Genomic DNA, 14,924 nt, shown 5'->3' with positions numbered 1-14,924 from the left:
AGCCCCCGGACAGTTCAAAAAACTGTCTGGAGGCTAAGGATTGCATTAGTATTAGTTGCCCTTATGCTCGTTAATGATCTTATCCTGTACGGACTTCGGAACCTGCTCGTACTTTTCGAAGAACATAGAGTAGTTACCACGACCCTGAGTCTTAGAACGCAGGTCGGTGGAGTAACCGAACATCTCAGACAGCGGAACGTAAGCCTTTACGATCTTACCACCGCCGACGTCATCCATACCCTCGATACGGCCACGACGGGAGTTGATATCACCGATAACATCACCCATGTACTCCTCCGGCATGGTAACCTCAACCTTCATGATCGGCTCAAGAAGAACAGCACCAGCCTTCTGCATAGCATCCTTGAATGCCATGGAACCAGCGATCTTGAACGCCATCTCAGAAGAATCGACCTCATGGTAAGAACCATCGTATACGTTAGCATGAACACCCAGTACCGGGAATCCAGCCAGGATACCAGTCTTGGAAGCCTCTTCGATACCCTCTCCAACAGCCGGGATGTACTCCTTCGGAATAGCACCACCAACTACGGAAGACTCGAACTTGAAGGTCTCCTCGCCGTTCGGATCCATCGGCTCGAAGTGTACTTTACAGTGACCGTACTGACCACGACCACCAGACTGCTTAGCGTACTTGCTATCTACATCAACAGCCTTAGTAAAGGTCTCCTTGTAAGCAACCTGCGGAGCACCAACGTTTGCTTCAACGTTGAACTCTCTCAGCAGACGGTCTACGATGATCTCCAGATGAAGCTCACCCATACCAGAGATGATGGTCTGACCAGTCTCGGTATTGGTAGAAGCACGGAAGGTCGGATCCTCCTCTGCCAGCTTTGCAAGAGCTTCGCTCATCTTGCCCTGACCAGCCTTGGTCTTCGGCTCGATTGCGATATCGATAACCGGCTCCGGGAACTCCATGGACTCCAGGATTACCGGATGCTGCTCATCACAGATAGTATCACCAGTAGTAGTATTCTTGAATCCTACTGCTGCTGCGATATCACCAGAGTAAACCTTGTCGAGCTCCTGACGCTTGTTAGCATGCATCTGAAGGATACGTCCTACACGCTCCTTCTTATCCTTCGTTGCATTCAGTACATAAGAACCGGAGTTCAGAGTACCGGAGTACACACGGAAGAATGCCAGCTTACCAACGAACGGGTCAGTCATGATCTTGAATGCCAGTGCAGCGAACGGCTCGTCATCAGAAGAATGACGCTCGATCTCGTTGCCCTCCATATCAACACCCTTGATAGCCGGGATGTCGGTCGGAGCCGGCATGAACTCGATGATTGCGTTCAGAAGTCTCTGAACACCCTTGTTTCTATATGCACTACCACAGCATACCGGAACAGCGGTACACTCGCAGGTAGCCTTTCTCAGAACCTTCTTCAGTTCCTCAACGGACGGCTCTTCACCCTCAAGGTATGCCATCATCAGATCATCATCCAGCTCGCAGATCTTCTCTACCAGCTCGGTGTGATACAGCTCAGCATCATCCTTCATATCATCCGGGATCTCGCAAACGGTAACGTCGTCACCCTTATCATCGTTGTAGATGTAAGCCTGCATCTCGAACAGGTCAACGATTCCCTTGAACTCGTCTTCCTTACCGATCGGGAGCTGTAAGCAGATAGCGTTCTTACCAAGTCTGGTACGAATCTGCTCTACTGCGCCGTAGAAGTTTGCACCCAGGATATCCATCTTGTTGATGAATGCCATACGCGGTACGTTGTAGGTATCAGCCTGACGCCATACATTCTCAGACTGCGGCTCTACACCACCCTTTGCACAGAACACGCCTACTGCGCCGTCCAGTACACGGAGGGAACGCTCAACCTCAACAGTGAAGTCTACGTGTCCAGGGGTATCGATGATGTTGATACGATACTCCGGCTGTCCCTTGATCGGACGGTTGTCCTGACCATGAATGGTCCAGTGACAGGTAGTAGCTGCAGAAGTAATGGTAATACCTCTCTCCTGCTCCTGCTCCATCCAGTCCATGGTTGCAGTACCTTCATGAGTATCACCGATCTTGTAGTTTACACCAGTGTAATACAGGATACGCTCAGTCAAAGTGGTCTTACCAGCATCGATATGAGCCATGATACCAATATTTCTGGTTCTCTCCAACGGATATTCTCTTCCAGCCAAAGCTTTATCCTCCTATTAGAATCTGAAATGGGAGAAGGCCTTGTTAGCCTCTGCCATCTTGTGCATGTCTTCTTTACGCTTTACAGATGCGCCAGTGTTGTTTGCTGCATCCATAATCTCGTTTGCCAGTCTCTCTTCCTGGGTCTTCTCGCCTCTCTTACGGGAGAACATGGTGATCCAGCGAAGTGCCAGGGTCTGACGTCTCTCCGGCTTAACCTCGATCGGCACCTGATAGGTAGCACCACCGATACGTTTTGCCTTTACTTCCAGAACAGGCATGATGTTGTTCATAGCCTCTTCAAAGACCTCTACTGCCGGCTTACCGGTCTTCTCTTCTACACGGCCAAATGCACCGTATACGATCTTCTGAGCAACACCCTTCTTACCATCCAGCATGATGTTGTTGATCAGCTTGGTTACAACCTTGTTGTTGTATAAAGGATCTGCTAATACGTCTCTTTTCTGAATATGTCCTTTACGTGGCACGTTACTTCCCTCCTTAATCATAAATTGCATTAATTCATCGGTACTCACATGTTTCCATAAAATGTGTTCGCGCGGGTAAATATCTATTTCCTGCAACCTACAGGTCAATATCAACTTCCGGCGCAACTGCATATGCAGTCACTTTTTACTTACGTTAGTGGTACATTGGAGTCGGGATTCCGCTTCTGCGGGAATCTGCTCCATCTGTTACACTGCCAGGGGCAGTCTGACTGTTATGCAGTCAATCTTACTTCTTGGTAGCTTTCGGTCTCTTAGCGCCGTACTTAGAACGAGCCTGCTTTCTGTTGGCTACGCCTGCGGTATCCAGAGTACCTCTGATGATGTGATATCTGGTACCCGGAAGGTCCTTTACTCTTCCTCCACGGATCAGAACAACGCTGTGCTCCTGAAGGTTGTGTCCCTCACCCGGGATATAGCTTGTAACTTCGATGCCGTTGGAAAGACGTACTCTGGCGATTTTACGAAGTGCAGAGTTCGGCTTCTTCGGGGTAGCAGTCTTAACTGCGGTGCAAACGCCTCTCTTCTGCGGAGAAGAAGTATCGATTGCGCGCTTCTGTAAAGAGTTGTATCCCTTCTGCAGAGCCGGAGCAGTAGACTTCTTAACTGCGGTCTGTCTTCCCTTTCTCACTAACTGGTTGAATGTTGGCATTCTTTTCACCTCCTGTGATATTGTCTGTTGGTTGCTGTACATTCAAGCTTTTGCTTTTTGCACACAAAAACATTGCGTGAAATTTGCACGCCATATCATTATATCTACATTCTTCGCCACTGTCAAGATATTTTTCATATTTTACAAGGATTTTCTGTATGATGGTAGTGGATTCTGTTTCCCTGTATATGGGTAGGAATTTTCTGAACCGGAAACCTTCAAAAATAAACTAAGAAAGGATCAAATCATCATGTCCTCTTCCCGTTTTCAACCCAAAGCTCTTCTCACTTCTCTTTTGATTTCCTATCTGATCTCCGGAATTCTTTTGCTTTTTCTCTCCTTCGCAGTGTGGAAAATGCAGATTTCCGAGCAAATGACCGGCACACTGATCCTCGGTGTCTACGCGCTCTCCTGCCTTGTCGGTGGATTCGCAAGCGCACGCCTGATCCGCTCGCGCCGTTTTTTCTGGGGACTTTTGACCGGTCTTCTCTATGTGCTCGTTCTCGTCGCCGTCTCCTGGCTTTTCGGACAGGAGGAGAGCCGTTACTCGAGCAGACTCATTCCCATCGTGATCTGCTGTGCGGTCTCCGGGATGATCGGAGGGATTGCAGGGTAAATGTTGTGATTGATGGTCTGAGGGGCGGGGTGCCTATTACTTTGCCTGGCGTTTTCGTTCTTTTCCAACTGCACGGGAGACTACACGGGAAGTTCGTCCCGATGTATAGTGTGCGTGAGGATGTTCCATTTTATTCCATGCAGTTGACACGGCCGACATCGTTTTTCCTGAAATGCCTGCATGTCCTGCCATCGCACCGAGTTCTTCCGATTTTTCTGCCTGCGCCTGCATCATCTCGGCATGCTTTGCAAGAGTCTGTCTCGCGTCCTGAACCATCCCGAACATTGCGAGGATTCCACTTCCCAAGAAGACCGCAAAATCTCCAAGGTTGAAAACAACTTTCTTGAGTGCGCCGATTCGAATGCTGAAATAATCTACGACGTAATGGCGCACCATCCGGTCGTAGAGGTTGCTGAGCGCACCTCCGAGAAGGATCGAGAGACCGAGCTTCTGCACATGCGCCTGTGCTCCCTTTTTCGGAAGCAGGTAGAGAAATACGCCAAACAGACCGGAAATGATCGAAAGTGGGATCAATCGCACAATCTGCTGATACTTTTCGAGAAATCCAAATGGAAATCCTGCGTTGTGGTTGCGGTAAAGCCAGATTTTTCCGTGGCTTCCCTTGAGTTCCCGCGGGAAATCTTCTGGGTTCTGCTTCTCCACCCACCATTTAAGTGCGAGATCCCCGCCGGCGATCCCCGCAATTAAGAATAAATAAATCATATCTTCTCCTCTCCGCTCCGGCAATTCAAGGCAATGCTTGCAGAGGCTTCTGCGGATTTGAGTGCCGGAAGTCTTTCTTTCATATCTAATCGAAATCTGAATTACAATTGATCCGATCACATATTATCATAAATACAAAAATACAATTGCCTCTTACGGCTCCGACTATGAAATAAGAGCTTTATTATATCTGTGTCTTACAGCTCCAACCATGAAATAAAAGCCTTGTGTCCTTGTTTCTCTTGCTTTTCTTGATTTCGGCTCCGACCGCGGAATAAGGTCATGCAAACGCGCTCTCGCTCCGGGTTCGACGTAGTGGTGCATAAGTTCGCAAAATACGCGAACTAAGCACCAACGTCTCACACGGGTTTGCATTGACTTTTCCGCGTCTGAGCCTGATATACAAATCCTATTCAAGTTTTTTACTATTCAAGGCATCGCAAACAGCGTATAATCCTAGTACACTCAGCAAACACCCACACTGAGCATATCTCACCCTTTATTTTTCTGTCTTTTTGCACACTAAACTGCATCTGGATAAGCTCTTACATCCATTTTACTATTTGCTCAATTTCCCGTCAAATTAAATTCATTATATTCATTTTTCTTTTCTGGAATTAAATTTGATCTGTCATTCTCATTCTGTTTCCATAAAATATAAGAGAATAAAAGCGAATTACCGGAGTTTTCTATTATGATCCCCTGTTCCTTTGATCCGGCATCGGAGGATTATGCCGACTTTATTCTTCGTTATTCTTCACGCGCAAGCGATGAAGTATTCAAATTCACAAGCAGTACCTGCATCAATTTCATCAGCCGAGAATTTGCCATCGTGCACACACCACTCGAGAGTGTTCTCCCTCTGAGCATCAGTCGCTATACTTACACCGCAATCCCAAAACTTTACAGTCTTTTAGATACCACTGCACTTGAGAGCAGTGGCGTTCTCGATGCGATTCGCCAGCCCGCAATCCGTGCATCGGGGCGAGGCGTCATGATCGGAATCATTGATACTGGAATCGATTATACAAGTCCTCTTTTTCGCCGTTCCGACGGTTCTACACGCATTGTCGGAATCTGGGATCAGACAATTCCTTCTGATACCGAACCACAGGCGGTTTCTGGTTTTCAGCCTTTTTACGGAACTGTATACACACAGGATGACATTAACAATGCTCTGCGTCTTAGAAATCCTTATGAACTTGTCCCGACCCGGGATACAGATGGTCACGGTACCTTTCTCGCGGGAGTTGCCGGTGGAAGCCGGATTCAGACTCCGACTGCCTTTTCCGGCTCTGCACCGGAGGCAGAGCTTGCCGTCGTCAAACTCAAGCCGGCAAAACAGTATCTGCGCGATTTCTTTTTAATCGCCCCAAATGTTCCCGCCTATCAGGAAAATGATATTATGAGTGCGGTGAGCTTTCTCCTCGGGTTAGCTGGTGATCGCCGGATGCCCCTCGTCCTTCTCTTTGGGCTCGGCACGTCGCAGGGAAGTCACGATGGAACTTCCCCGCTCTGCCTTCAACTTCAGGCGCTCACAAGCTCGATGGGACTTGTCGCTGTCGCAGGAGCCGGAAATGAGACCGGATATCATCATCATTATCTGGGAAATCTTTCAGAACAGGAAGAATGGGAAGATGTGGAACTTCGCGTCGCGGAGGGTGAAAATGGATTTTGCATGGAACTTTGGGCAAATGAGCCCGATCTCTACACAATTGGTTTTGTGTCGCCGTCCGGAGAGCAGATCGAGCGCGTCCCCCTTGTTCTCGGAAAAGAAACGGAGATCACCTTTGCTCTCGACGCGACAAAGATCGCGCTTACCTATCAGACTTATGAGAGTTCTTCGGGAAGCCAGCTGATCTTTCTGCGCCTTGAGACCCCGTCTCCGGGGATATGGCATATCCGTGTCTATCCGGTGCTCTATCTCAGCGGACAGTTCCATATCTGGCTCCCACAAAATCCATTTATCGCTCCTCGCACCATCTTTCTCCGATCTGATCCGGATACGACGATCACCGATCCCGGAAACGGACAGATGCCTGTAACTGTGGGGGCTTACAACCATCTCACGGACAGCATTTACATCCACAGCAGTCGTGGATACACCCGTTCCAGTGCGATCAAACCGGATCTGTGTGCTCCGGGTGTCGATGTGCAGGGAGCTTCCTCCTCGGACGATCCCAATGTCGATCCAAAAAATCTCCTCACCCGCAAAACCGGAACCTCCGTCTCCGCCGGACTCACCGCGGGCGCCTGCGCCGATATTCTCTCATGGGCATTCGTCGACGGCAATGCGCCCTACCTCACAAGCACCTCCGTCAAGGCAATGCTGATCGGAGGTGCCGGAAGAAATCCTGCCTTCCGCTACCCGAACAGACAATGGGGATATGGAACGCTGAATTTATATCAGTCATTTTTAAATTTACGTCAATAAATAAGTCCGCAAAAATACTCATCCACGAACAAGACAATGTGATTAAAAAATCCGTATCCGTCTACATTTAAGACGGATAACGCCTATCCACGCATCTGAATCAATGGACCACCTTTTTTCTCAAGGTACGAGCGAGTCACAACAACCGTGCCGATCCCCGGATCTTTCGGAATCTCATACATGATATCGAGCATGAACTCTTCAAGAATTGCTCGCAGAGCACGCGCTCCGGTGTCTCTCCGGAGTGCTTCCTCCGCAATCCATCTGAGCGCATCCTCCTCAAACTCGAGCTTGACCTCATCCATCGAGAGAAGTTTCTCATACTGACGGAGAATCGCATTCTTCGGCTCTCTGAGAATTCTCATCAGCAGATCTTCACTCAATTTCTCAAGCGTGACCGTAACCGGCAGTCTTCCAAGAAACTCCGGAATCATGCCGAACTTTCTGAGATCCTCTGTCGTCACCTTTGAGAGAATCTGTCTCTCCTGCTCTGCCTGATCCTTGAGAACTGCTCCGAATCCCATTGAGGACTTCTTCTGCAAACGCTCACGGATGATCGTCTCAAGATCCGGGAAAGCGCCCCCGCAGATGAACAGAATATTTTCTGTATTTACGGTTGTCGTCGGCGTAAGTGCGTTTTTCTGACCCGCTCCGACCGGAACCTCCACCGTACTTCCCTCAAGGAGCTTTAAAAGTTCCTGCTGAACGGACTCTCCGCTCACATCTCTGGTATTCGTCTCCTTCTTGCGCGCAATTTTATCAATCTCATCGATAAAGATGATTCCATGTTCCGCCTTCTCGACATCATTTCCGGAAGCCGTTAAAAGTTTAGAGACTACGCTTTCAATGTCATCTCCAATATAACCTGCCTCTGTCAGCGAAGTCGCATCGGCAATTGCGAGCGGAACATTCAACAGATTTGCAAGCGTCTTTACAAGATACGTCTTTCCGCTTCCAGTCGGTCCGATCATCAGGATATTGGACTTTTCAATGTGCACATCATCTGCCTGCTCCTCTCCTTTTTTCGCAAGCACAGCACGCTGTTCCTCATCAAAAATTCTCTTATAATGATTATAAACGGCAACTGCCATCACCTTTTTCGCCTTGTCCTGACCAATCACATACTCATCGAGCTTTGCCTTCAAAATATGAGGTGCCGGGATATCCTTCAACTGAAAATCCGGTCCGTTTTTCTCCTTGCGCTTCTTCACTTTCTGCTTGTTTGAGATCATCGCATTCCCGAATCCCTCCATATCTGTCGGATTCGTAAAGTTCATATTCATATATGGCATTCCCGGAATCTGGGAGAGATCCATCTTCGACCAGTCAATTTTTGACATATCCATGCCATTTCCCATAATTGAATCAAAGGCTTTCTGCATGCAATCATGGCAAAGGCAAATATTTCCCGGCATCATGATCATGCTTCCCGCCTTGCTCTCCGGTCTCCGGCAAATATAGCAGACTTTCTCATACTCCTGTGTATCCGAAGAGTTTTCCTTCTTCTCTGTGGTCTTATCTATCTCCATATTTTCTGTCTTTTCTCCTGTTATCTCTTTCACATCATCTTTTTTCTGTTCATCCTGTACTTCTCTGAAGTCTTCCATCCTTGTTCTCCTTCTCCTACCCTGATCCAATCAATCATTTTCTCTCTCATGTATACTTTATACGCATCTTCTTCACAGGTCAATGGAGAAAATCTGCCAAGCAGAAAAAGAGAGCCCGTTCAAAAAATTCCTACCCATTTGCTGTAACACAAAAGGTACTGTGACAAAAGAATTTTCCCTTTCACCACAGTACCCCATTTTTATCTAAACTCTTTGTATCCTAAATTTATCTCTGTTCGTTACTGTTTGCTGTCCGCCGGTCTAGTTCCAAGCGTGATTGAAACAGTACGCTCCTGATACTCTCCGTTCTCAAGCGACTGAACGGTCAAGTCAACCGTCTCACCGGATCGATAATATTTCAACAGATCTTTCAAATCTGCCATTGTGCGAACACTCTGTCCGTCAAACTTTGTGATAATATCCTTTTCTTTCAACTCTGATTTCGATGCTGCTCCGTTCTCCACAATCTTGTAGACATAGATTCCCTTTGGCATTCCATACATCGACGCTGCATTGTCATCGATGTTCTGTCCCTGAATTCCAAGGTAACCCTGCTGTGCCTGTGCAACCTCTGTGCGGACTTTGCGGTTCATCAGCTGATTAATAATATCCTTTACCTGAGACACCGGAATCGCATATCCCATTCCCTCAACCTCGGTCGAAGAATATTTTGCGGAGTTGATTCCGATTACCTCGCCTCTCATATTCAAAAGTGCGCCACCACTGTTACCCGGGTTGATCGCTGCATCCGTCTGGAGAAGTTTCTTTACATCCGTCTCATCCGTCTTCACTTCTCGGTCAAGCGCACTGATGTATCCAACCGTCACCGACTGTCCATATCCAAGTGCATTTCCGATTGCGACAACACCCTGACCGACCTTGAGCGCATCAGAATCTCCGAGCGTCGCAATCTTAATCTGGCTCATCGCCTCCGCCGGAATATCTTTCAGAGAAACTGCAATAACTGCAAGATCCTGTTCGGCATCCGTTCCCTTGATCGTCGCATTGACCTGACTGTTATCAATAAACGTCACGGTCAGCTGATTGGAATCCTCGACAACGTGATTATTCGTCACAATCAAAAGCTCACTGTCATTCTGACCTACAATGATTCCAGAACCACTGCTCGGAACTTCCACAGTTCTTCCCGGTCCGAACCAGGTCTGCTGTTGCATCAGCATCGTATTGTTAATCGCCACAACGGACGGCATTGCATTAGAAGCAATCTCCGACACATCCATTCCAGTCTGAACCGAAGATTCAGTGTCTCCACTCTGATTTTCTGTCGGCGCCTGAGCAATCGTCAGCTGAGTCTCACTCTTCGGAAAATACTGATCTCTCAGATAATTTCCCGCCTGATTCACACCAAACATTGTTCCGCCTGCAATCACACCAAACAAAACGGCTGAGACCGCAACTCCGGCAATCTTTTTGACAACCGGTGGCATTCCCTTTGAACCAGGAACCGGCTCATCCGGAATCTGAGCATTCGGATGATTCTCCACCCATCCGCTCTGAGGATCTTCCTTCACAAACTCCTGTCCGTCATCCTCCCACATTTCCTGCGATGTTCTCTGTTCGTCATCACTGCTCTCATTCATTCTGTCATATGCATCATCACGATAATCGTTCTCTCTATTATTTTCATGGAACTCTCTATCCTCATCCTCAAACATGTCTCCAGTCCCCTTTCCTCTATCACCTCATGATATTCGCAATCATACTCTCACTGTCTCAGGAAACCATTTTCTATTGCAAATATCTTTTATATTCTCGTTGCTGTTCACACACCCTGCAAACAGCAACGGATTTTGCCGATGCTTTGCATTCCAAATCGGCAAAATCTGCTACCACCACTGTATCATACGGCATTTTCCGTTCAAAAAATGCCTACCCGTTACAGTAATGTTCTCTCTTTACTATCAAGACTATAACAATTAATTGTGTCGGAAATGTGATGGAAACGTATCTAAGGTGTGAAACATACACATAAGAAAAATACAATCAGATTTGTTCACAACCAAAACCGCAAATAAAATAGTTTCCCTCAACCCAAATGCACATAGAAATAATGGTTTGGAAAAACGTGTATGCAGAAAAGGCTCCGTCAGCGGGAAAGTACATGCAAACCCGTGTGAGACGTCGGTGCTTAGGTTGCGTAGTTTGCAACCTTATGCACCGCTACGTCGAACCCGGAGCGAGAGCGCGTTTGCATGACTTTACCCGTGAACGGAGCCATGAGCCATCTTATGATCTCTTATTTTTTTATTACCTGTCGAAAATGTTTAAAATCTTCATCGTGCTAGCTAACACCAGCCCACTTTACTGCCCTGGTCTCGAAACCGGACCGGATCCAGCCGTAGTCGGCGTTGTACTTGTTCCTCCCGGTCCCACATGTGCCGTGGTCTCCTTGGACGCTGACGTCGTAGATGAAGCCGGTCCCTCTCCGCGTACAGTCGATGCCGTCGGGAGCTCAGAAGTTCCACCGGAAGTAGAATGAGACGCTGTTGTCTCTCGAGAAGCGGAAGTTGTCGACGTTCCCGCATGGTTCGCACTCGTGCTCTCCTTCGGCGCAATCGTCTCCTTAATTTCTGTCGTTCCCTTCTCTTCTTTTGTCTCCTTCGTCATCTCTTTTGCGTCCTTCGTTTCCTTTGAATCCTTTGCAGATGTCGTTTCATGAGCATTCGATTCCTTAGAGTCCTTGGAATTTTTCTCATCCGCCTTCGCACTCTCAGAAATCTTTCCGGTAGATGAATCACCCGGCTCCACGGTCACCTTTACATCCTTCTTGTCATCCGTGTCAGACTCATCCTTAGAATTCTTTGAAGACCCAGTTGTCGCAGAAGCCGTTGTCTTCTGTGGCTGAACAACGCCACTGTCTGTTCCCACTTTTTTGACAACCTGACCCTCTTTATAGATGCCGGTATCCGCAGAGATCTTCTCACCGATCTTCTTTACAGTCTCAGACGGCTCATAATCGGTCTCATCATAGAGGAACTCATGAAGCAGTTTGACATTGCTCTCAAGCGTTGCCGGAACAACAACCGCACCCTTCTTGCCCATATTCGCCTCACCGCGCGCCTGCGGGAATCCAGTCGTATCTACAAGATGGAACTTCGAGATGTTCTTCGCATTGTTTACAAGATCATCCACCCAGAGGCTCGTGTAAGTATTCGGGAACACGGTTCCGATCAGACGATAAAGCGTCTGGAAATCTGCCTTCTGCGCTTTCTCAAACGCAAGGCTAATAATCTTTCTCTGGCGCTCGGTACGCGCATAGTCCGTATCCATCAGACGAAGACGACCATATGCAACTGCCTGAACACCATCAAGATGATTCATTCCTGCATGAGTCAGCTGGGTCGAACCGATTCCGGTTGCCTTTACGGTCTCTGTGATGAAAGAGTTAATATAGTAGAACTCCGCCTTGCTCAGCTCCACATCGACACCGCCAAGAATATCAATTCCCTGTGCAACTGCCTTCCAGTTAAAGGTGATATAGTCCGTAATATTCAGATCGAGGTTGCGGTTTAACGCTGTCATCGCCTGAGCCGGTCCTCCAAGGAAATATGCCTGATTAATCTTATTGTAGCTTCCCTTCTCCTGACTGATGTTCAGATAGGAATCACGGTAAACGGAAACGAGCTTAATCTCTCCATTTTCCAGATTGATGCTACAAATGATGTTGACATCCGCATTCGTATCCTTCTTGATTGCATTGTCACGGGCATCCACACCGAAGACTGCGATTGTCCAGTAACCCTTCATATTCTGGGTTGCAACCTCCGGAAGATCCTGATTGACCGTAACTTCCTTCATCTCTTCCTCGCTCGGTCGCTGAATCTTTGCCGCCGTGCGCGCGAAAAATCCATATCCGAAAATAAAGAACAGCGCAAAGCACTCCGCAATCACTGTCGTGATGATTCTGCGGATCGTTCTTCTCTTCTTGGCGCGCTCCATCTCTTTTCTCGGATTCGGCAGGTTGTTATTTCCATTATTATTGCCATTATAACCATTATTGTTGCCACCATTGCCACCGTTGCGACCACCACCATTTCCATGACCGCCATTGTTATAATTGCCACTGCCTCCGCTTGAAGCTGTGCTCTTGGAAATATTTTTGCTTGGCGAAACATTTCTCTGTGCACTCTGGCGTCTCCCCGCACCGGACTCCGGTGAAGAGGCTGCTGTGCGCCACCGCTTTGCTTCCTTGCTTCCGGAATTTCCGGAACTTACAGAACTTCCAGAATTTACAGAAGTCTGCACACTGCGAACCCTGCGCACAGATCGCGCCGAACGTGCAGAATGCATCGAATGTCCGGAACGACTCACTGTCACCGAACCGCCCTCCATGATAACCGGTCCTTCCATCTCTCTCTGACGCTCTGAAGTCCGGCGACGGCTTCGCTCGTCTCCCTGTCTTCTGTCTTCCTCGTACTCACGACTCATATATCTACCTCATTTTATTTATTGCCCGGAAAGAAGCCAATCATCCTGATCCTCTCAGATCATCACTTTCTACTTTCTTCCCGTATCCTCAGGTGTCCGTTGTCCACTGTCTGTCAGCGCACCACTCATTTGTCTATTATCCACGCTTATCCACTCACAGCAATTTGTTGTCCATTGATCCCTCTATCTGCTTCCATAAATCCCTGAAGTTTAAAAACAGCTTTTTCTTTCATGTTTCATCTTTCATGTCTCATGTCTCATTTAATTAATCTAATAAAATTTAATAAGCATTCTTATTGATAAAGCCCTTAAAAAACGTCAGAAACAGGATCTTAAAGTCAAATCCAAGTGTCCAGTTCTCGATATAATACAAATCATGCTCGATTCGCTTCGTGATCGAGGTGTCTCCGCGCAGACCATTGACCTGCGCCCATCCGGTCATTCCCGGTCGAACCTGATGCTTGATCATATATCGTGGAATCTCTTCCTTGAATTTTTCTACAAAGAATGGTCGCTCCGGTCTCGGACCAACCAGACTCATATCGCCAAACAGCACGTTGAAAAGCTGTGGCATCTCGTCGATACTTGTTTTTCTGATGAATCTTCCGATCGGCGTCACGCGCGGATCATGAGGACTCGTCCACTGATTTTTCTCCTTCTTCGGGTCCTGCACTTCCATCGACCGGAATTTGTACATCTTAAACGGTCGATTGTGAAGTCCAACTCGCTCCTGGCAATAGATCAGAGGACCGGGAGCTGTCAGCTTAATCAAAATCGCTGTGACGATCATGATCGGTGAAAACAAAATCAACGCTACCAGCGCTCCAAAAATATCGACAGCACGTTTCATCATCGCATTCAGCGGATCGCTGAGCGGAACGCGGCGGATATTGATAACCGGAAGTCCCTGAAGATCTTCCGTGTAAGGTCTTGTCGGAATAATGTTGTTGTAATCCGGAATAAACTTTGTGTGTACGCCGGATTTCTCGCATTCCGCCACCAGATCCTCGAGAATCCCATATTCCCGAATACAGAGCGTGATCGCAATCTCATCCATGAAATTCAGATTCAGAATGTTTCTCAGATTGCTGATCGGTCCGATGACCTTGATGCCCCGGTACTCGCTCCCCCTCGCCTTGTGATCGTCGAGAATGCCGTGAATCTGATACCCCCACTCCGGATTTGCCAGCACGCGGTCAATATAATTTTCCGCTGCCCGGCTGTATCCGATCAGAAGAATATGCTTCTGATTGTATCCCTTCGCCCGCATAGAGCGCAGGAAAATTCGGATCAAATTCCTCTCAATCGTCTCTGCCGTCACATTGACCGCACAGAAGACAATGACGAGTTTTCGAGAGAACTCTCTCAGATATGGATTTTTACCTGTCAGATAGAGGAGCAGACCGCTGATCAGAAATCCGATCAGGTTCGCCTTGCAGATATTGGCAAATTCCTGCCTGCGCCCCTGCACCCGTTTCGGGGTGAAAAGCTGAAAAATTGTATACAGTAGCAGGTACAACGGCACAAGCACCAGCAGTGCTCCCATATAAAACCAGTCGGGAAGCACGCCTCCCGTGTCAAACCAGCCACTCTTTATTGTCACAAACCAGCTCAGGATGTACGCCCCTGCAATCACCAGTGCATCCAGCACCACATGCATGCGGTTCAGCCTCTTTTGGTTACTCTTTATCATTTATTTTTGCCTCCGTACAGGGAAAACTCCTCCCTATTTAAGCGCATAGCAACTCAATGATAACGATTATA

General features: G+C 47.8%; 10 protein-coding genes. 2 read left to right on the top strand and 8 right to left on the bottom strand.

What is annotated here, in order from left to right; translation table 11 throughout:
* Positions 1-51 precede the first annotated feature (51 nt).
* The 3 genes from fusA to rpsL form a co-directional block, all read right to left on the bottom strand.
* Positions 52-2,175, bottom strand: a complete 2,124-nt coding sequence (fusA, locus tag ACR0QT_RS05250; RefSeq protein ID WP_432629808.1) for an elongation factor G — start codon at positions 2,173-2,175, stop codon at positions 52-54.
* A 15-nt stretch (positions 2,176-2,190) separates the two neighbouring features.
* Complete coding sequence (rpsG, locus tag ACR0QT_RS05245; RefSeq protein ID WP_308450927.1) at positions 2,191-2,661, bottom strand: 30S ribosomal protein S7; 471 nt, start codon at positions 2,659-2,661, stop codon at positions 2,191-2,193.
* 247 nt (positions 2,662-2,908) lie between these two features.
* Positions 2,909-3,331: a 30S ribosomal protein S12 gene (rpsL, locus tag ACR0QT_RS05240; protein WP_177977076.1), complete on the bottom strand. Its 423-nt coding sequence runs from the start codon at positions 3,329-3,331 to the stop codon at positions 2,909-2,911.
* A gap of 250 nt (positions 3,332-3,581) precedes the next feature.
* Here rpsL and ACR0QT_RS05235 point away from each other — a divergent pair, with 250 nt between their 5' ends.
* Positions 3,582-3,947, top strand: coding sequence for a TIGR04086 family membrane protein (locus ACR0QT_RS05235; protein ID WP_432629807.1), 366 nt, complete (start codon positions 3,582-3,584; stop codon positions 3,945-3,947).
* Between the two features lie 36 nt (positions 3,948-3,983).
* Here the strand turns inward: ACR0QT_RS05235 and ACR0QT_RS05230 are convergent, their stop codons facing one another.
* A complete protein-coding gene (locus ACR0QT_RS05230; RefSeq protein ID WP_432629806.1) occupies positions 3,984-4,670 on the bottom strand; it encodes a signal peptidase II in 687 nt (228 codons plus the stop codon).
* Between the two features lie 694 nt (positions 4,671-5,364).
* Between ACR0QT_RS05230 and ACR0QT_RS05225 the strand changes: the two genes are divergently transcribed.
* Positions 5,365-7,104: a S8 family peptidase gene (locus ACR0QT_RS05225; protein WP_432629805.1), complete on the top strand. Its 1,740-nt coding sequence runs from the start codon at positions 5,365-5,367 to the stop codon at positions 7,102-7,104.
* Between the two features lie 83 nt (positions 7,105-7,187).
* On the opposite strand, the gene clpX is transcribed toward ACR0QT_RS05225, so the two are convergent.
* From clpX to ACR0QT_RS05205, 4 genes are all read right to left on the bottom strand, one after another.
* Positions 7,188-8,633, bottom strand: a complete 1,446-nt coding sequence (gene clpX / locus ACR0QT_RS05220; RefSeq protein WP_432629887.1) for an ATP-dependent Clp protease ATP-binding subunit ClpX — start codon at positions 8,631-8,633, stop codon at positions 7,188-7,190.
* A gap of 317 nt (positions 8,634-8,950) precedes the next feature.
* Positions 8,951-10,270 carry a S1C family serine protease gene (locus ACR0QT_RS05215; protein ID WP_432629886.1) on the bottom strand — a complete coding sequence of 440 codons (1,320 nt, stop codon included), beginning with the start codon at positions 10,268-10,270 and terminating at the stop codon, positions 8,951-8,953.
* A gap of 763 nt (positions 10,271-11,033) precedes the next feature.
* Positions 11,034-13,160, bottom strand: a complete 2,127-nt coding sequence (locus ACR0QT_RS05210) for an LCP family protein (protein WP_432629804.1) — start codon at positions 13,158-13,160, stop codon at positions 11,034-11,036.
* Between the two features lie 280 nt (positions 13,161-13,440).
* On the bottom strand, positions 13,441-14,853 hold the full coding sequence (locus ACR0QT_RS05205; RefSeq protein WP_432629803.1) for an undecaprenyl-phosphate glucose phosphotransferase: 1,413 nt from the start codon (positions 14,851-14,853) through the stop codon (positions 13,441-13,443).
* Between the last annotated feature and the right edge of the window lie 71 nt (positions 14,854-14,924).

This window comes from Brotaphodocola sp. (assembly GCF_050873365.1).
Classification (GTDB): Bacteria; Bacillota; Clostridia; order Lachnospirales; family Lachnospiraceae; genus Brotaphodocola.
The sequence above is the reverse complement of the archived record's forward strand: the minus strand, read 5'-3'. Positions and strand labels throughout refer to the sequence as shown.

Excerpts from the sequence above, each read along its gene's own strand:
- rpsL (WP_177977076.1), bottom strand. The coding sequence starts at position 3,331 with ATGCCAACATTCAACCAGTTAGTGAGAAAGGGAAGACAGACCGCAGTT.
- ACR0QT_RS05235 (WP_432629807.1), top strand. The coding sequence starts at position 3,582 with ATGTCCTCTTCCCGTTTTCAACCCAAAGCTCTTCTCACTTCTCTTTTG.
- ACR0QT_RS05230 (WP_432629806.1), bottom strand. The coding sequence starts at position 4,670 with ATGATTTATTTATTCTTAATTGCGGGGATCGCCGGCGGGGATCTCGCA.
- ACR0QT_RS05225 (WP_432629805.1), top strand. The coding sequence starts at position 5,365 with ATGATCCCCTGTTCCTTTGATCCGGCATCGGAGGATTATGCCGACTTT.
- clpX (WP_432629887.1), bottom strand. The coding sequence starts at position 8,633 with ATGGAGATAGATAAGACCACAGAGAAGAAGGAAAACTCTTCGGATACA.
- ACR0QT_RS05215 (WP_432629886.1), bottom strand. The coding sequence starts at position 10,270 with ATGTGGGAGGATGACGGACAGGAGTTTGTGAAGGAAGATCCTCAGAGC.
- ACR0QT_RS05210 (WP_432629804.1), bottom strand. The coding sequence starts at position 13,160 with ATGAGTCGTGAGTACGAGGAAGACAGAAGACAGGGAGACGAGCGAAGC.
- ACR0QT_RS05205 (WP_432629803.1), bottom strand. The coding sequence starts at position 14,853 with ATGATAAAGAGTAACCAAAAGAGGCTGAACCGCATGCATGTGGTGCTG.